General features: G+C 72.7%; 19 protein-coding genes. 5 read left to right on the forward strand and 14 right to left on the reverse strand.

The window, feature by feature from the left end:
• Positions 1 to 123 precede the first annotated feature (123 nt).
• Positions 124 to 630 carry a hypothetical protein gene (locus Aut01nite_RS13930; protein WP_204037532.1) on the forward strand — a complete coding sequence of 169 codons (507 nt, stop codon included), beginning with the start codon at positions 124 to 126 and terminating at the stop codon, positions 628 to 630.
• Between the two features lie 114 nt (positions 631 to 744).
• Here the strand turns inward: Aut01nite_RS13930 and Aut01nite_RS13935 are convergent, their stop codons facing one another.
• Genes Aut01nite_RS13935 through Aut01nite_RS13950 form a run of 4 tightly spaced genes read right to left on the reverse strand, consistent with a single transcriptional unit; the run spans position 745 to position 4118 of the window.
• Positions 745 to 1206, reverse strand: coding sequence for a hypothetical protein (locus Aut01nite_RS13935; RefSeq protein ID WP_043525572.1), 462 nt, complete (start codon positions 1204 to 1206; stop codon positions 745 to 747).
• Positions 1203 to 2072, reverse strand: a complete 870-nt coding sequence (locus Aut01nite_RS13940; protein WP_043525571.1) for a TIGR03619 family F420-dependent LLM class oxidoreductase — start codon at positions 2070 to 2072, stop codon at positions 1203 to 1205. The genes Aut01nite_RS13935 and Aut01nite_RS13940 overlap by 4 nt, the downstream gene beginning before the upstream one ends.
• The gene (locus Aut01nite_RS13945; RefSeq protein ID WP_043525570.1) at positions 2073 to 2975 is read right to left on the reverse strand and encodes an acyl-CoA dehydrogenase family protein; all 903 of its coding nucleotides are present in this window, start codon (positions 2973 to 2975) and stop codon (positions 2073 to 2075) included.
• 9 nt (positions 2976 to 2984) lie between these two features.
• On the reverse strand, positions 2985 to 4118 hold the full coding sequence (locus Aut01nite_RS13950) for an acyl-CoA dehydrogenase family protein (RefSeq protein WP_043525569.1): 1134 nt from the start codon (positions 4116 to 4118) through the stop codon (positions 2985 to 2987).
• 118 nt (positions 4119 to 4236) lie between these two features.
• On the opposite strand from Aut01nite_RS13950, the gene Aut01nite_RS13955 reads away from it, so the two are divergent.
• Positions 4237 to 5304 carry an acetyl-CoA C-acyltransferase gene (locus Aut01nite_RS13955; protein WP_052163804.1) on the forward strand — a complete coding sequence of 356 codons (1068 nt, stop codon included), beginning with the start codon at positions 4237 to 4239 and terminating at the stop codon, positions 5302 to 5304.
• A gap of 27 nt (positions 5305 to 5331) precedes the next feature.
• Here the strand turns inward: Aut01nite_RS13955 and Aut01nite_RS13960 are convergent, their stop codons facing one another.
• From Aut01nite_RS13960 to Aut01nite_RS13975, 4 genes are read right to left on the reverse strand one after another with little or no spacing between them, the layout of a single operon-like run.
• Positions 5332 to 6381, reverse strand: coding sequence for an NAD(P)H-dependent flavin oxidoreductase (locus tag Aut01nite_RS13960; protein WP_043525567.1), 1050 nt, complete (start codon positions 6379 to 6381; stop codon positions 5332 to 5334).
• Positions 6378 to 7070: a CoA-transferase subunit beta gene (locus tag Aut01nite_RS13965; protein ID WP_043525566.1), complete on the reverse strand. Its 693-nt coding sequence runs from the start codon at positions 7068 to 7070 to the stop codon at positions 6378 to 6380. The genes Aut01nite_RS13960 and Aut01nite_RS13965 overlap by 4 nt, the downstream gene beginning before the upstream one ends.
• Positions 7067 to 7888 carry a CoA transferase subunit A gene (locus Aut01nite_RS13970; RefSeq protein ID WP_043525565.1) on the reverse strand — a complete coding sequence of 274 codons (822 nt, stop codon included), beginning with the start codon at positions 7886 to 7888 and terminating at the stop codon, positions 7067 to 7069. Before Aut01nite_RS13970 ends, Aut01nite_RS13965 begins: the two co-directional genes overlap by 4 nt.
• Positions 7889 to 7891: 3 nt before the next feature.
• Positions 7892 to 8629, reverse strand: coding sequence for an enoyl-CoA hydratase family protein (locus Aut01nite_RS13975; protein ID WP_043525564.1), 738 nt, complete (start codon positions 8627 to 8629; stop codon positions 7892 to 7894).
• Positions 8630 to 8677: 48 nt separating this feature from the next.
• On the opposite strand from Aut01nite_RS13975, the gene Aut01nite_RS13980 reads away from it, so the two are divergent.
• Together Aut01nite_RS13980 and Aut01nite_RS13985 are read left to right on the forward strand one after the other, a co-directional pair.
• Complete coding sequence (locus tag Aut01nite_RS13980; protein WP_043525563.1) at positions 8678 to 9412, forward strand: SDR family oxidoreductase; 735 nt, start codon at positions 8678 to 8680, stop codon at positions 9410 to 9412.
• A gap of 97 nt (positions 9413 to 9509) precedes the next feature.
• Positions 9510 to 11018, forward strand: a complete 1509-nt coding sequence (locus Aut01nite_RS13985; RefSeq protein WP_043525561.1) for an aldehyde dehydrogenase family protein — start codon at positions 9510 to 9512, stop codon at positions 11016 to 11018.
• A 45-nt stretch (positions 11019 to 11063) separates the two neighbouring features.
• Here the strand turns inward: Aut01nite_RS13985 and Aut01nite_RS13990 are convergent, their stop codons facing one another.
• Entirely contained in the window at positions 11064 to 11705 is a 642-nt protein-coding gene (locus Aut01nite_RS13990) for a hypothetical protein (RefSeq protein WP_043525559.1), read from the reverse strand.
• A 277-nt stretch (positions 11706 to 11982) separates the two neighbouring features.
• On the opposite strand from Aut01nite_RS13990, the gene Aut01nite_RS13995 reads away from it, so the two are divergent.
• Complete coding sequence (locus Aut01nite_RS13995; protein ID WP_236642725.1) at positions 11983 to 13029, forward strand: MBL fold metallo-hydrolase; 1047 nt, start codon at positions 11983 to 11985, stop codon at positions 13027 to 13029.
• Here Aut01nite_RS13995 and Aut01nite_RS14000 read toward each other — a convergent pair.
• From Aut01nite_RS14000 to Aut01nite_RS14020, 5 genes are read right to left on the reverse strand one after another with little or no spacing between them, the layout of a single operon-like run.
• Positions 12962 to 13612 carry a TetR/AcrR family transcriptional regulator gene (locus Aut01nite_RS14000; protein WP_043525558.1) on the reverse strand — a complete coding sequence of 217 codons (651 nt, stop codon included), beginning with the start codon at positions 13610 to 13612 and terminating at the stop codon, positions 12962 to 12964. The two genes, Aut01nite_RS13995 and Aut01nite_RS14000, sit on opposite strands and share 68 nt — an antisense overlap.
• Positions 13613 to 13640: 28 nt before the next feature.
• Positions 13641 to 14258: a lipoprotein gene (locus Aut01nite_RS14005; protein ID WP_052163786.1), complete on the reverse strand. Its 618-nt coding sequence runs from the start codon at positions 14256 to 14258 to the stop codon at positions 13641 to 13643.
• A gap of 47 nt (positions 14259 to 14305) precedes the next feature.
• Positions 14306 to 14755 carry a pyridoxamine 5'-phosphate oxidase family protein gene (locus Aut01nite_RS14010; protein ID WP_043525556.1) on the reverse strand — a complete coding sequence of 150 codons (450 nt, stop codon included), beginning with the start codon at positions 14753 to 14755 and terminating at the stop codon, positions 14306 to 14308.
• Positions 14752 to 15657, reverse strand: coding sequence for an SDR family NAD(P)-dependent oxidoreductase (locus Aut01nite_RS14015; protein ID WP_043525555.1), 906 nt, complete (start codon positions 15655 to 15657; stop codon positions 14752 to 14754). Before Aut01nite_RS14015 ends, Aut01nite_RS14010 begins: the two co-directional genes overlap by 4 nt.
• Before the next feature lie 2 nt (positions 15658 to 15659).
• The gene (locus Aut01nite_RS14020) at positions 15660 to 16421 is read right to left on the reverse strand and encodes a glucose 1-dehydrogenase (RefSeq protein WP_043525554.1); all 762 of its coding nucleotides are present in this window, start codon (positions 16419 to 16421) and stop codon (positions 15660 to 15662) included.
• Positions 16422 to 16641: the final 220 nt, after the last annotated feature.

Consider the following 16641-nt stretch of genomic DNA (forward strand, 5'->3'; position numbering starts at 1 on the left):
GAAGTCCGGTGTGCCGGTTGAACGGGATCGATCAATGGGTAACACGCGTATCGATACCCGCCGGCCGGCTCCCCGCGCCGTCTCCCGGAGAGCCGGCCGCTCACCTCACCGTCAGGAACCTGGATGAGTGCCGACCCGCGGACCTGGCCACTGTGGAGCCGCTGCCTGATCACCGGTCTGATGTGGGCCGGATTCATGTACTTCTTCGTGACCGACGGCCCGCGGACGGTCACGCAGGCCGGCATCCATGTGGTCGGCGGCCTGCTGTGCGGTCTGCTGCTGTGGCCGCTGATGCGAGCGGGGCACCGGCGCGTGTTCGGTGACCTCACCGACGCCGAGCAGGAGACGGTGGTCCGGGCCGTCGCTCGCGCGGAGCCGCCGGCCGACCCCCGGCTGCGGGAGGTGGCGATCCGGCTGGCCCGGCGGTGGCGGCGGCGCCGGGCGGGCACGGTCACCCATCTGCTGCTGTTCGGGGCGTTCACCGTGCTCGCGGTCCATCTGGCGATCGCCGTCGCGTGGTGGGCCTGGTTCGGGGTGGCCGTCTTCCCGGTCGCCGGGTGGCTGTCGGCCCGGTACGAGCAACGGTTGCGCACGTCGGCCGAGCGGTTCCTGAGCGCTGCCGTCCGGTGACCACCGCTTCCGCCCGGTGGCCGCGTGGCGGTCCGGTGTCCCGCCCGCCTCGCGCGGACTCTCGGGTACGCGATCGTTGCGGTTGTGGGGCCGTCGAGCGTACGAAAGAAGTGGTCAGGGGTTTCGCCAGACGGTGAAGGTCTGCTGGAGACGCCAGCTGCCGCCGGGGTCGCGGGCCTCGTTGCGCCAGTGGAAGGTGTCGGGCCGCAGGCCGGAGAAGGTCCAGCGGAGGTCGCCGCCGTCCAGGACGATGCCGTCGGCGGTGGGTTTCGCGAGGAAGGTGTGCACGCGGCGGCGGCCGGGGCCGATCCAGGTGGAACGCCACACGCCGGGGCCGGCGGACGGGTCGGGGAACCGGACGCTGACGCCGTGTTCGACGCCGGGCAGGATCCAGACGTCGGTGGTGGCGTGGCCGCCGAGGGCGTACCCGAAATGCCATTCGCCGCGCCGCACCGTGGTGCCGCCATCGGCCTCGTATTCGGTGCAGTCGAGCGCCCACGAGCCGGTGGACCGGCCGAACAGGCTCAGGTCGGCGCCGGGCGCGGGGCCGTCGGCGAGAAAGGGGAGTTCGCTCATCCGGCCGACGCTAGTGGAACGATGAACCTCTCCGCGAAGCGTTTCAGGGCGTCACGTTTCTGCTGGATCCCGGCGCCGGGGTCGCGCCACGGCATGACGATCGCGTCGGTGACGCCGATGTCGGCCTGCCGGCGGAAGCCGTCGAGGCCGCGCTGGTCGACGCAGACGGCCTGGATCTCGAACGGCACGTCGGCGCGGCCGTACGAGGCGCGCAGCTCCGCCAGCCGGGCGATGGTGGAGCGCAGGTCGTCGAGCGTCATCATCGCCGAGGACCAGCCGTCGCCGATCCGGGCGGCGCGGCGCAGTGCCGGTTCGGAGTGCCCGCCCACATAGAACGGCACCGGTGCCGACGGCGCCGGGCTCATCTGCAGTTTCTCGAAGGAGAAGTGCTTTCCGTGGAACTCGGTCATGCCGCCGGCGAGCACCCGGCGCAGCACCTCGATCGCCTCGTCGGCGCGGGCCCCGCGGTCCCGGAACGGGGTGCCGCACCAGTGTGACTCCTCCGGTGACCAGCCGAGGCCGACGCCGAGCCCGAACCGGTCGCCGGTCAGCACCGCCACCGTGCCGACCTGCCGGGCCAGCAGCAGCGGGTTGCGCGGGTCGAGTTTGAGGACCTGGGTGTAGAACCGGATCCGTGACGTGACGGCGCCCATCGCGGCGGCCGCGGCCATCGGATCGGGCCAGGGCGTGTCGGCGTTCCAGAACCGGCTGCCGTCCGGCGTGTACGGGTAGTCCGCCGACACGTGCTCGGAGTAGAACAGCGAATCCGGCAGCGCGATCGAGGCGAACCCGCATTCCTCGGCGGTCCGGGCCAGCCCGGTCAGCTGGTCGAGGGGGCTCAGGGCGATTCCCAGGGTGAACTTCACTCACAACACCTCGGACAGGTCGAGCAGCTGGCTGGTGGCGCCGCCGAGCAGGAACTCGTGGTACTCGGCGGCCAGGACGTAGCGGTGCAGCGGATGATCCATGTCGATGCCGACCCCGCCGTGCACGTGGACGGCGGTGTGCAGCACCCGGTGCCCGGCCTCCGCGGCCCAGAACCCGGCGGTGGCGATCTCCGCCGGTTCCGGGGCGCACACCGCCTGCCACAGGGCCAGCCGTAACGCCTCCACGTCGATCCACGCGTCGGCGAGCCGCTGCGACACGGCCTGGAACGAGCCGATCGGGCGGCCGAACTGGATCCGCTCGCGGGCGTAGGAGGCGGTCATCTCGAGAGCGCGTTCCACGATGCCGAGCTGGGTCGCGCAGGCGCCGACGGTCAGCCGGGCACGCAGCCACGCCGCCCCGGCGATCCGCTGCGCCCCGCCGGCCGCCGCCACCAACCGTCCCGCGCCGGGACTCCCGGACACCTCCTGCGGCTGCACCTGCGGCCGGACCAGGGCGATCTCGTCGTCCACCGGCACCAGGGCCAGCGCCGCCTCCGCGGCGGCCGGGGTGGAGCCGGGGCCGGCCACGGTGAGGGTCAGCTCGCCGCGCCCGGCCGGGGCGGCCCACTCGGTGACCTGCTCGTCGGTCCCGAACCGGGCGATCGCCGAGGCCGCCCCGACGATCGACGGCAGGTAGGGGACTCCTGCGGCGTGTCGGCCCAGCTCGATCAGGATCGCGCACTGCTCCGGCAGGCCGTGGCCCTCGCCGCCGGCCCGTTTCGGCAGCGCCGCGGCCAGCACCCCGGCCTCGGCGAGCGCCGGCCACAGCGGGCGGCCGGACCCGGCGATGTCGCGGGTCAGTCCGGCCAGTTCCCGTGCCTCGCCACTGAGCGTGAAATCCATCTCGGGCTCCTATCGCCGGACCGGCAGGCCGAGCGCGCCGGCCGCGATGATGTCGCGCTGCACCTCGTTGGTGCCGCCGCCGAAGGTGAGGATCAGCGAGGCCCGGTACATCCGCTCGATCCGGCCGGCCAGCACCGCTCCCGGCGATCCGGCCCGCACCGTGGCGGCCGGGCCGATCACCTCCATCAGCAGCCGGTACGCCTCGATCGCCAGTTCGGTGCCGTAGACCTTCCCGGCTGACGCGCGGGTCGCGGCGGGGGAGCCGTCGGAGACGCAGGCGCGCCAGTTGAACAGTTTCAGCGCCTCGGTCTTCGCGTGGACGCGGGCCAGATGCAGCCGGACCCACTCCCGCTCGATCCGGCCGGTGCCGGCGGCCCAGGCGCGTACCTCCCGCAGGGCCCGTTGCAGCGGCGCGGCCGAGGTGAGCGCGACCCGCTCGTGGTTGAGCTGGTCGGTGATCAGCCGCCAGCCCTGGTTCTCCTCGCCGACCAGGGCGGACGCCGGAACCCGGACGTCGTCGTAGTAGGTGGCGCTGGTGGACGGGCCGGCGACGGTCCGCACCGGGGTCCACGAGAATCCGGGCGCGCCGGTCGGCACGATCAGGATGGACAGGCCTTGATGGCGAGGGGCGTCCGGGTCGGTGCGGCAGGCCAGCCACACGTAGTCGGCGTACTGGATCAGGCTGGTCCACATCTTCTGGCCGTTGATCACGTAGGAGTCGCCGTCGCGGACCGCGCGGGTCCGCAGCGCCGCGAGATCCGTCCCGGCGGACGCCTCCGAGTAGCCGATCGAGAAGTGCGCCTCGCCCGCCGCGATCCGGGGGAGCAGCGCCTCCTTCTGCGCGGGCGTCCCGTGGCGGGCGATCGTCGGGCCGACCGTGTAAAGGGTCAGGAACGGCACCGGCACCCCGGCCAGGGCCGCCTCGTCGGCGAAGATCAGCTGGTCGAGCCGGGATCGGCCGCCGACGGTCAGCCAGCCGTCCCGGCCGAGCTGCCGGACCACCTGACGGTAGGCGGCGCCGTCGCCGTACTCGCCGTCGCCGTCGTCGAGGCCGGCGCGCAGGGCGGGGGTCATCAGGGCGGCGAAGTAGTCCCGCAGGGACGCGCGGAGCTTCTCCTGCTCGGGTGAGTATCCGACGTGCACGGCGCACCTCGATCCCGGTAAGTTAGAACACGTTCTATCACGATGGGGCGGGGAGGCGTCAACGGTGGAGGCGTATCTGGTGGGCGCGGTGCGTACCGCTGTGGGCCGTCGCGGCGGGATGCATGCGGCGACCCACCCGGCGGATCTCGCCGGTGGTGTCCTGAAAGCCCTGATGGAGCGCACGAGGGTGGATCCGGGGGCGGTCGACGACGTCATTGTGGGATGTGTCGACACGGTGGGTCCGCAGTCGGGGGACATCGCGCGGACGGCGTGGCTGGCGGCCGGATTGCCGGAACACGTTCCCGGGGTGACGGTGGATCGGCAGTGCGGGTCGTCGCAGCAGGCGGTGCACTTCGCGGCGCAGGCGGTGATGAGCGGGACCGCGGATCTGGTCGTGGCCGGGGGAGTGCAGAACATGAGCCAGGTGCCGATCAGTAGCGCGATGGCGCCTGCGGGGCCCTATGTGAACGCCGAAGGTTGGATGAATCGGTACAAGAGTGCAAACGTCGATCAGTTCGCCAGCGCGGACGAGATTGCGGCCAGGTGGTCCCTGGGGCGCGAGGAGTTGGAGCGCTACGCATTTCTGAGTCATGAGAAATCGCTCAAAGCTTTGGCAAATCGGACGTTCGGCGTCGAGATATGCGGCGGACGCGACGACGAGTGCCCCAGGCGCGACACCAGCATGGAGAAAATGTCCGGACTGCCCACGCTGCGCGACGGCGGAACGACCACGGCCGCCACGGCGAGCCAGATCGCCGACGGGGCGGCAGCCCTCCTGGTCGCGAGCGAACAGGCGGTTCGCGACCACGGCCTGCGGCCACGGGCGAGGATCCATCACCTCTCCGCCCGCGGCGACGATCCCGTGCTCATGCTCGCCGCCCCGATCCCGGCCACCGCCCACGCTCTCCGCCGCACCGGCCTGACCATCGGCGACATCGACCGTTTCGAGGTCAACGAGGCGTTCGCCGGCGTCGTCCTGGCCTGGCTGCGGGAGACCGGCGCCGACCCCGCCCGGGTCAACGTCAACGGTGGCGCGATCGCCCTCGGCCACCCGCTCGGCGCGACCGGCGCCCGCCTGATGGTCACCCTGCTGCACGAGCTGGAACGATCCGGCGGGCGGTACGGCCTGCAGACCATGTGCGAGGGCGGCGGCCAGGCCAACGTCACGATCATCGAGCGGCTGTGACCCGTTGACGGCCCGCTCGCGCCCGGTTCAGCGTGCGGCGGCGAGCCGGTCGAGCCCGTCCGACGCCTCCGTCATGATCCGGTCGATCAGCTCGGCGCACGACGGCAGGTCGTCGATCAGCCCGGCGACCTGCCCGGCCGACATCACCCCGAACTCCGGCCGGCCCTGGACCATCGCCGTGCGCAGCAGCACCGGCGTGCCCGCGGCCATCAGCGTCTGCGCCCACGTCAGCTCCCGCCCGTGCCGCGCCGTGCGCCCGGCGCGCACGAGCTGCGGCCAGGAGAGGCCGGCGAGACGCCGGAACGCGACGGCGTGCCGGGCTGCTCCGATCAGCGCGCGCACGCTCCCCGACTTCTCGAGACCGTCGATGTACGGGGTACGCAGCACCCGGTGCGGAACACCGTCCACCCGGGTGGTCACGACCGTCCCGGTGACCGGCGCGTCGAGGTAGAGCCGTTTGACCCGCTCACCGACCGGGCTGTCCGACGTCAGCAGGAACCGGGTGCCCATCGCGATCCCGGCCGCCCCGTAGGCCAGGGCGGCCAGGAGCCCCCGCCCGTCGAAGTAGCCGCCGGCCGCCACCACCGGGATCCCGACCGCGTCCACCACCTGCGGCACCAGCAGCGACGTCGGTACCGGCCCGGTGTGCCCGCCGCCCTCGCCGCCCTGCACGAGCACCGCGTCCACACCCCATCCGGCGACCTTCTCGGCATGCCGCCGCGCGCCCACCGACGGCATGGTCAGCACCCCGCCGTCGGCGCAGCGGCGGATCAGGTCGCGGTCCGGCGCGAGAGCGAACGAGGCGAGCCGGACCCGCTCCCGGATCAGCAGGTCGATGCGTTCGCCCGCGTCGGGAGCGTCCGCCCGTACGTTGACCCCGAATGGTTTCCCGGTCCTTTCTCGTATCTCTCGAATGGTGTCGCGCAGCTGGTCCAGGGTCATGGTGGCGGAGGCGACGATGCCGAAGCCGCCGGCTTCGGTGACGGCGGTGACGAGGCGGGCGCCGGCGACGTAACCCATTCCGGTCTGCACGATCGGGTGCCGGCAGCCCAGCAGTTCGGTGAGCGCCGTTCTCATCGGATCTCCCGTTCCCGCCGGCCCGCCGGGTCGAGCTGTTCGCGGATCAGGGCCCGTTCGGCGTCGGTGGGCTCCCGGGTCCGTGGCACGTCCCGGGGAATGGTCAGCGGAAATCCGGTGGCCTCGACGACGTCGTCGACGCGCACTCCGGGATGGACCGAGCGCAGCCGCATCGAACGGTCCGGGGTGGCGAAATCGAGGACCGCCAGATCGGTGACGACCCGGCGGATCTCGTACGCGTTCCGGTCGTGCCCGACCCCGGACACCATGTCGACGCGGTCGACGAAGACCCGCGGGGAATGGCGCGGGATCCAATAGCTGACCGGATGGTTCACGGTGTTCCCGGGGGCCCCGCGGACGCACAGCAGCTGCGATCGCGGCCGTTCCCACTCCCCGACGCAGGAGATGTTCTGATTGCCGAACCGGTCGAGCTGGCTCGCTCCCATCATCGCGTGCCGGGTGCCGGCCGCGACCATCGCGAACACCGCCCGGTACGGCAGCCAGCCCTCCGGCTCACCGTTGCGCAGCAGGGTCGCCTCCCCGTCGGTGACCAGCAGCTCCGGGGCGAACGTGCGCTGGGCCAGCCGGGCGCCGAGCTGCGGGATCAGCCCGGCGAAGCCGGCCAGGATCGCCCCGTCGCCCCGCCACGCCTCCGCGCACGCCACCACACAGATCTCCGCCCGGGTCACCGTTTCACCGCCTGCTGGTAATCGGATTCGCCGCCGTCCAGATAGCGGGCCCGGAACGTCTCCCAATCGGTGTTGGCGTACTCCCGCTGAAACGTCTCGTCCCGCCCGTGATCGGGGGCGCAGCTGGTGAAATGGGCGCCGTTCGGGGTCTCCGTGACCCCGTCGACCATCGATCTGTTGACCAGCAGCGTCTGCGGCGGGCCACTGCTGAACAGATCCGTCTCGAGGCGTTCGCAGGTGAGGAACCGGCGTTTCGCGGCCAGGCAGAACAGGTCGTCGAAATAGGGGTCCGGCCCGAGATAGCGGCCGTTGCCCTGGGCGTCCGCCCGGTTCAGGTGAATGAAGGCGACATCGAGGTGGATCGCCGGCATGGCGACGAGTTCGGCGCCGTCGGCATAGGGGGAGCGGATCGTCCGCAGCCCCGGATTGACCCGCATCACGTCGGAGCCGAGGCCGGCCCGGATCGGCAGGAACGGGAGCCGGTTGGCGGCCGCGAGAAGTCCCCAGTAGAGCATTCCCTCGTCGTACTCGGTCAGCTGGATCGTGCCGGCGCTGCGGGCCCGGCGGAAATGCGGTTCGAGCGGAATGCTGTCCAGGGACACGAAGCCGGTGACCACCCGGCGTACGCATCCGGCCGCCACCAGGATCCCCACGTCCGGCCCGCCGTAACTCACCAGCGTCAGGTCCCGCCGCCCGGCCCGGACCAGGGCCCGGACCAGCGCCATCGGCTTGCGCCGCGAACCCCAGCCGCCGATCCCGAGCGTCATCCCGTCGCGGACCTCAGCGACGGGGTCCTCGATGCCCACCAGCTTGTCCACGAATCACCGCTCCTCCAGAAACCGCTGCCGGGCCCGGTCGCCGGTCCCGGTGAGGTCGAGCTCGAAGGTGAAGCCCTGCTCGAAGCGGTAGGACCGCTTCACGTCGACCGGGTCGATCCCGTTCAACGACTCCTTGGCCCGCCGGATGACGAGCGGGTCCTTGGCGGCGATCTGCTCCGCCACCCGCCACGCGGCCCGGCGCAGCCCGGCCGCCGGCACCACCTCCAGGACCGTCCCGAACCGGTGCAGCTCCCACGCCGTGACCGGCCGGCAGGTGTAGACCATGGTCCGCATCAGCTGGTGCGGCACCAGCCGGGCCAGGTGGGTGGCCGCGCCCAGCGCGCCCCGGTCCACCTCGGGCAGCGCGAACGTGGCGTCGTCGGAGGCCACCACCAGATCGGCGGTGCCGGCCAGTCCCACCCCGCCGCCCAGGCAGAAGCCGTGCACCGCCGCGATCACCGGCACCGGGCAGTCGTAGACGGCCGCGAACGCCGCCGCGCAGCCCCGGTTCGCCGCGAGCAGCGCCTCGGGGCCCGCGGTGCGCTGCATCTCCTTGATGTCCACGCCCGCGCAGAAGCCCCGGCCCTCGGCGGCGAGCACCACCGCCCGGGTCCGCGGGTCGGCTCCGGCCGTGTGCAGGGCGTCGGCGAGGGCGTGCCAGCCCGCCGCCGGAAGCGCGTTGACCGGCGGAAAGTCGACGACCACCTCGGCGATCGCGCCCCGGTGCAGATCGATCCCCACGTCGGCAGGCTAACCTAGCGCTTGCTTGGGTGGCTAGCATCGACCGTCATGGACCCTCTCGACTTCACCGGCCGGGCCGTGGTCGTCACCGGCGGCACCCGCGGCATCGGCGCGGCCATCGCGGGCGCCTTCCGCCGGGCCGGCGCCGCGGTGCTGGTCTGCGCCCGCACCCCGCCACCGTCGCCGTCCCCGGACTTCTTCCAGGCCGACGTGCGGAAACCGGAGCGGGCCGCCGCGGTGGTCGCGGCGGCGGCCGAGCGGTTCGGCCGCCTCGACGTGCTGATCAACAACGCCGGCGGCAGCCCGCAGGTCCCCGCCGACACCGCGTCACCGCGCCTGCACGCCAAGGTGATCGAGTTGAACCTGATCGCCCCGCTGCACGTCGCGCAGGCGGCCAACCTGGTGATGCGGGAGCAGTCCACCGGCGGGGTGATCCTGATGATCGGCAGCGTCAGCGGCACCCGCCCGTCACCCGGGACCGCCGCGTACGGCGCCGCCAAGGCCGGTCTGCACCACCTGGCCACCAGCCTGGCCGCCGAGTGGGCCCCGCGGGTGCGGGTGAACAGCCTGGTGGTCGGCCCGGTCGAACCCGCTCCGTCGGTGGCGCGGACCGTGCCGATGGGCCGCGGCGCCACCGCGGAGGAGGTGGCCGGCGCCTGCCTGCTGCTCGCCTCGCCGCTGGCCGGTTACATCAGCGGCGCCTCCCTGGCCGTGCACGGCGGCGGTGAGTGGCCCGCGTATCTGGCGGACCTCCGGGACACGGCGTACCGTGCGCAGAAATAGAACGTGTTTCAAATCCGGCCCGGCTGGCTCTGCGGGCCGTCTCAGTGCCGCTGAGACAGCCGTGAGACCAGCCGGGGACCAGAGCGGGAGGTTCGGCGTGGTGCTCTCGATCAAGGCCAAACGCGACGAGATCGGGCTGGCGGGCGGTGAGTTGCTGATCGGCGGTGGCTGGCGTCCCGCCGCCGACGGGCGCACCTGGACCCACCACCACCCGGCCACCGCCGAGGAGGTCGGCACGTTCGCCGTCGCCACCGTCGCCGATGTGGACGCCGCCGTCCGGGCCGCCCGCGCCGCGTTCGACGACGGGCCGTGGCCGCGCACCCGGGCCAAGGAGCGGATCCGCGTGCTGCGGCGGATCGCCGACACGATCCGCGAGCACGCGGGGGAACTGCAGGCGCTGGTCGCGCTGGACAACGGGGTGCCGGTCACGTTCGGCGAGACGTACGCGATGTCGGTCGAGTGCGTCGCCGACGTCTTCGACCACCACGCCGGGTGGGCCGACAAACTCGCCGGCGAGACCCTGCCCGGTTTTCAGGGCGGCGACCACGTGGTGCTCACCCTGCGCGAGCCGGTCGGCGTCGTCGCCGCGATCATCCCGTGGAACGGCCCGCTGCTGCTGGCCGCCCAGAAACTCGCCCCCGCCCTGGCCGCGGGATGCACCGTGGTGCTGAAGCCGTCGGAGTTCGCCACCTTCTCCGCGCTGCGCCTGGCCCGGATCGTCGAGGAGGCGGGGCTGCCGCCGGGCGTGCTGAACGTGGTCACCGGCCCCGGCGAGTCCACCGGCGACGCCCTGATCAACCACCCGCTGATCGACAAGATCACTTTCACCGGGAGTCGCGGGGTGGGCCGTAGGGTCCTGGCCGCCGCCGCGAACGGCGTCAAGCGCACCAGCCTGGAACTGGGCGGCAAGAGCCCGTCCCTGGTGTTCCCGGACGCCGACGTGTACGCGGCCGCCGCCACCACGATGGGCACGGTCACCCTCGGACTCTCCGGCCAGGCGTGTGTCGCGCACACCCGGGCGCTGGTGCACCGCGACGTCTACGACGACTTCCTGGCCGTCTGCGAGGGCATGACCGCCCTGGTCAACTACGGCGACCCGTTCCACCCGGAGACCACCGCCTCCCCGCTGATCAACGAACGCCAGCTGACCCGGGTCCTCGGTTACATCGAGAGCGGCCGGGCCGAGGGTGCCCGCCTGGTCTGCGGCGGCGGCCGTCCCGACGGCGAACTGGCCGCCGGAAACTTCGTGCAGCCCACCGTCTTCGCCGACGTGTCGAACGACGCGACGATCGCCCGGGAGGAGATCTTCGGCCCGGTGCTGGCGGTGATCCCGTTCACCGACGAGGACGAGGCGGTACGCCTGGCCAACGACACCAGTTACGGCCTGGCCGCCACGGTCTGGACCAGCGACGTGAAACGCGCCTTCCGCCTGACGAAGGCGGTGCGCGCGGGCACCGTCGGCGTCAACGGTTACCAGTTGGAGCCGCACGTGGCCTTCGGCGGTTTCGGGCAGTCCGGCCTGGGCCGGGAGGGCGGCCGCACCTCCATCGACGCCTACACCGAACTGAAGACCGTCCTCATCCCCACCACGGACGAGATGATGTGACCGAACCCACGCGTGTGTCCCGGGCGTCCGACGCGCCCGGAACATCTAGTGCGGCCGGGCGGCAAGCACCTCGGGCACCCGGCAGTCGGCCTCGATCCACTCCCGGGTGACCGGGCAGATCCACTCCACGACGCGCAGGGCGGTGTCGCGCAGGGCGAGCGCCGGCCGGTCGAACATCGGCTCGTGGTGGGCGATCCGGTTGCGGGTGAGGTGCACCTGGTCGACGGCGGCGAACACCGGCGACCGTGGCTGCCGGGGGAAGGCCCGGTGCAGGCAGGGATGCCAGAGGCCGCGGTCGTAACGGCGAGCCAGGAGGTATTTCCAGAAGCCCAGGTTCAGCTCGGCGATCACCTGTCCGGGCGTCTCGGGGCGGCCGTCGCGGGTGGCGCGCCGGCGGGCCTTGGCGATGTCGTGCAGCTCCGGCGGGAAGAACGTCCCGCCGGGGTCCAGGAACCACCGCGGCTCGCCGTGCCGCAACGCCGACCAGGAGGTGAGCTCCTGATGCAGGGCGTTGCGCAGGCGGACCTCGACGTGACCGAGGGTGGCGCTGAGGGCGGCGGAGAGCTCGGTGTTCCACCGGTACAGCTCGATCGCGGCGGCGAGGTCGTCGTGGCAGGCCCGCCGGTACGGCGCGAGCCGCTCGGGGGACAACCCGTGCTCGAGATCGATCAGCTGGTCTGCCCGCATCGCCTGTCACCTGGGATTTCCTGGTCCGCGGATGTGCTAACTTCGGCAGTGAAGACCCCGGTCCGCCTCTGCCCCTCGTGGGCATGCCGCCGGGGTTTTGCCTTGCCCTACTCGACCTGCCTCGCCCTACTTGACTCTCAACTATAGGCGAGTAACTAGTTTACTGGTGACCTCTTGTCGAGCGCAAGAAGGTCGCTCCACCGGATGATTGCTGAACGGTCGCCGTTCGCGATATGGTCGATTTCCTAGACGGTCGACGTCTAGGAAAGGGGCTCGGGTGAACGTTCAGCAGGCCGCCTGGCGGGCGAGGACGCTGCCGCCGGTGGAGAAGCTCGCCGCCGGTCTGGTGTCCGTCCCGGTGCCGATCCCGAACAATCCGCTGCGCTACACCCTCAGCTATCTCGTCCCCGGCGACGACGGCCTGGTCGTGGTCGACCCCGGCTGGGACAGCGACGCCGGATGGGACGCGCTCACCGCCGGGCTGGCCGCGGCCGGGGCGACCGCCGCCGACGTGACCGGGGTGGTGCTCACCCACGTGCACCCGGACCATCACGGGCTCACCGCACGGCTGCGGGACGCCTCCGGCGCCTGGGTGGCCATGCACCCCGCCGAGCGCCGGGCGATGCTGCGCGACCGGGCGGCCGAGCCGGCCGAGGCCCTCGGCGGCTACCTGCGGCAGTTCCAGGTGCCCGAGGAGCGGATCGCCGGCCTGCTCAGTGCTTTCGGCGCGGCCGTCGGCACGCTGTTCGCCCCGCTCGCCGACGCCGACGTGATGCTGAACGACGGCGACCTGGTGCCGCTGGCCGGGCGGCGCCTGCGGGCCATCTGGACCCCCGGGCACACCCCCGGCCACCTGTGCCTGCTCGACGACGGCGCGCAGATGCTGCTCACCGGCGACCACGTGCTGCCCCGGATCAGCCCGAACATCGGTCTGCAGATCAGCGGCGGCGACGATCCGCTCGGGCAGTACCTGGAGTCCCTCGGCAAGGTCGCCGGGTACGACGAGTGCGAGGCCCTGCCCGGCCACGAGTACCGGTTCCACGGCATCGCCGCCCGCGCCGCCGAACTCGGCGAACACCACCGGCAGCGGTGCCGGGAGATCCTGGCCGCCGTCGACCGGCTCGGCGCCGCGACGGTGTGGCAGGTCGCGGGGGAGCTGACCTGGTCACGCCCGTGGGCGGAGATCGGCCCGATGCTGGTCGGCGCGGTCGCCGAGACCGCCGCCCACGTCGAGCTGCTGGTCCGCGCCGGCGACCTCACCCACAAGCCGGGTCCGGACGGGATACCGCTGCTGGTGGCGACGTCCCTCGACCTGGGGCGGTGACCGAGGCCAGGACGAAGTCGACGAGCTCCTCGGCGTACCGGTCGGCGCCCGCCGCCACCTTGCCCCGCAGCGGGGCCGGCGCGACCAGCGCGTGATTGAGCGCGCCCCCGCTGATCGTGTCGAGCAGCAGGGTCACGCTGGTGTCCCGGCTCAGCTGGCCCCGGTCGATGCCGCGGTGCACGATCGCCCGCGCCGCGGTGGCCTGCGACCGCAGGAACCGGTCCAGGTGCTCGCGCCCGGCCGGGATGCCGTCGGCCTCCAGCATCAGCCGCAGCATCGCGCCGCCGGCCTCGTCCAGGAACGCGTGCAGCACCTGCCGGGCCATCGCGACCAGGTCGTCGCGTACCGATCCGGTGTCGATGTCCTGGACCCCGGCCAACCGTGACGCGAAGACCGCCGCGAGCAGCGCCTCCTTGTTGGGCCACCGCAGGTAGATGGAGGCCTTGCCGACGCCGGCCCGCCGGGCCACCGCGTCGACGGAGAACCGTGCCCAGCCCTCGCTGCCGTAGACCTCGGCCGCCGCACGGGTGATCCGCTCGTCGACCCCGGGGTCACGGGGCCGGCCGGCGGGGGCTGCTGTCACGGCGGGTCCTCCTCGGTCCATGCGGCGCCTAGCCTACCGTCAGGGTCTCCCTGGCCAGCTCGTACGCGGGCCGGACGTTCGCCTTCTCGGCCGGCGTGTACGGCACCTCGAGCACCACCACCGGCCCGCTCGGCGTGTCCACGGTGAACGCGGTGTAGTCGCTGCCGGTCTTCTTGTCCTTGTCGTACCGGGTCCAGGTGGCCTCGGCGCCCGGCCGCCCGCCGATCGTCGCGGCGGTGTACTTCGGGTTGCGGACCTCGTAGTTGAGCGCCTCGCCGTTGCGCACGGTGAACGCGGAGACGAACGCCTTGAGGTCGTCGGTGCGGCTGCCGGTGCTGACGTCGGAGGCGTACACCCGCACGAAGCCGGGCTTGCCGGCCGGTTTGCCGTCCACCGAGCAGACCGCGTCGAACGCGCCGCCACGCAGGAAACCGGCCTGCAGCGGGGTCATCCGGGAGACGTCGACGGGATCGGCCTCCCAGCCGGGCAGCAGGTCGAACGAGACCGGCATCACGCAGTCGGTGGCCGGTGCGGACGCCGTGGTGGAGGCGGCCGGTGGCGGGGTGGGGGCCGCCTGCGGGGTGCCACTGTCACAACCGGTCAGCGCGAGCAGCGCGAGGGCCGCCGAGCCGGAGAGGATCTTCATAGGTCCCGCAGCCTAGGTGGTCCGTGCCACGGCCGCCATCGATATCGTCAGCGCAGCTTGCGATGGTCCCAACTGGACGTCCGGACCGGTTCGACCAGGTAGGCGGCACGTTTCCGGGCCGCCTGCGTCACGTACGCGTCGAGGGCCCCGGCCGGCACGTCCGGCATCCGGGCCGCGATCAGCCGGCCCACCCCGGTCACCCCCGCCAGGTCGTCGATCCGGGTCGCGGTGCCGCTGATCTGCACCCCGTGCAGCTCGAAATAGTCCTCGCCGTCCTCGACCAGGCAGGTCAGCCGCGGGTCGCGGGCCAGGTTGCGGGCCTTCTGCGAGGCGCGGTAGGTCCAGAACGCGAGGCGGCCTCCGGCCACCCCGAAGAACATGGTGACCAGGTGCGGCGTTCCGTCCGGGTTGATCGTGGCGATCTGGACCTTGCGGGCGTACGCGAGGAGCGCGGCCACCTCGTCCGCGGTCATGCCGACCACGTCCCGCTGCCTCACGAGGGCTCGCCGAACGTGGTCGCCGCCAGCGGCAGCGTCTCCTCGCAGACGAACCCGGGCCGCGGCGGATCCTCGGTGAAGACGGTGCCGAGGGCCGCGTCCAGTTCGGCGGCGGTCCAGTGCCCGGTCGCCGCGTGGAACACCGCCCGCACGGTCGGCGGCCCGAGCAGCGCGACCACGTCGCCGTGCACCACGAACACCTCACCGGTGATCCGGTCGCCGGCCGGCCCGGCCAGGTGCGTGACCAGTGGCGCCACCCGGTCCGGGGACAGCGGGTCGGGCCCGGCCGGGGCGGGGCCCATCAGCTCGCCGGTCATCGCGGTCCGGGCGCGGGGACAGATGGCGTTCACCCGTACCCCGTGCCGGGCGCAACCCCGGGCCGTCGCCAGGGTGAGCGCGACGATCCCCCCTTTGGCCGCCGCGTAGTTGGCCTGTCCGGCGGAGCCGAGCAGGAAGGCCTCCGAGGCCGTGTTGACGATCCGGGCGTAGACCGGCGCCGCCGCGGCCCGGCTCCGCTCCCGCCACCAGGCGGTGGCGAACCGGGTGGTCACGAAGTGACCGCGCAGGTGGACCCGGACGACCGTGTCCCACTCCTGCTCACTCATCGTGAAGACCATCCGGTCGCGCAGCACGCCCGCGTTGTTGACCAGCACGTCCAGGCCGCCGAAGGTCTCGACCGCGGTCTTCACCAGGGTCTCGCCGGTCGACCAGTCGGCGACGTCGCCGGGGCAGGCGACCGCTTCGCCGCCGGCGGCCCGGATGGTCTCCACCGTCGCGTCCAGCGCGGGTCCCGGCAGGTCGTTGAGCACCACCCGCGCGCCGGCCGCCGCCAGGGCGCACGCCTCGGCCGCGCCCAGTCCCTGCCCGGCGCCCGTCACGACGGCCACCCGCCCGTCCAACATGATCAGTACCCCGGGCCGCTGAGCAGGCCGCCGTCGGCGAGGAACTCGGCCCCGGTGGTGTAGGAGGCCTCGTCGGAGGCGAGGAACGCGACCAGCCGGGAGATCTCCACCGGCTCGGCGAACCGGGCGATCGGCAGCGACTTGAGGAACCCGCCCGGGTCCACGCCGGTCATCGTCCGCGCGGCGGACAGGGTCATCGACGTCATCACGCCGCCCGGGTGCACCGAGTTGACCCGGATGCCGAGCGGGCCGAGCTCCTGCGCCGCCGACCGGGTCAGCCCGCGGACACCGAACTTGCTGGCGCTGTACGCCGACAGCCCGGACGCGCCGGCGAACCCCTCGATCGACGAGATGTTCACGATCGAGCCGCCGCCGGACGTGGTCATCGGCGCGACGACCTGCCGGATGCCGAGCCAGGCGCCGACCAGGTTGACCTCGAGGACCCGCCGGAACTCGGCCGGATCCATCTCGGTGACGGCCGCGTGCCGCAGGATGCCCGCGTTGTTGACCAGCACGTCGATCCGGCCGAACGCCGCGATCGTCGCGGTGACCGCCGCCGCCCAGTCGTCCTCGCTGGTGACGTCGTGGTGCACGAACCGGCAGCGGTCCGCACCGATGCCGTCGGCGACCGCCTGCCCCTTGTCGTCGAGCACGTCGCCGATCACCACGCGCGCGCCCTCGGCGGCGAAGTGCCGGGCGTGCGCCTTGCCCATGCCTCGCGCCCCGCCGGTGATCAATGCGACCTTGCCGTCCAGCCGCCCCATCGCGCCTCCCGGACTCCTCGGTTGGTCGTCACGGCTGTCTCAAGCCCGCCGAGACAGCCGTGACGACCAGCCGGCCCTGGACCACAACCAAACGCTTGCTTGGGAGGCTAGCGGCGGGCTTCCGTGGGCGTCAACGGGTGGTGCTGCCGGGCTTGCGGGCGTCAGCGGGTGGTGCTGCCGGGCTTGCGGGCGTCAGCGGGTGGTGCTGCCGGGCTTGCGG

It is taken from the genome of Actinoplanes utahensis, from assembly GCF_016862455.1.
GTDB lineage: Bacteria > Actinomycetota > Actinomycetes > Mycobacteriales > Micromonosporaceae > Actinoplanes > Actinoplanes utahensis.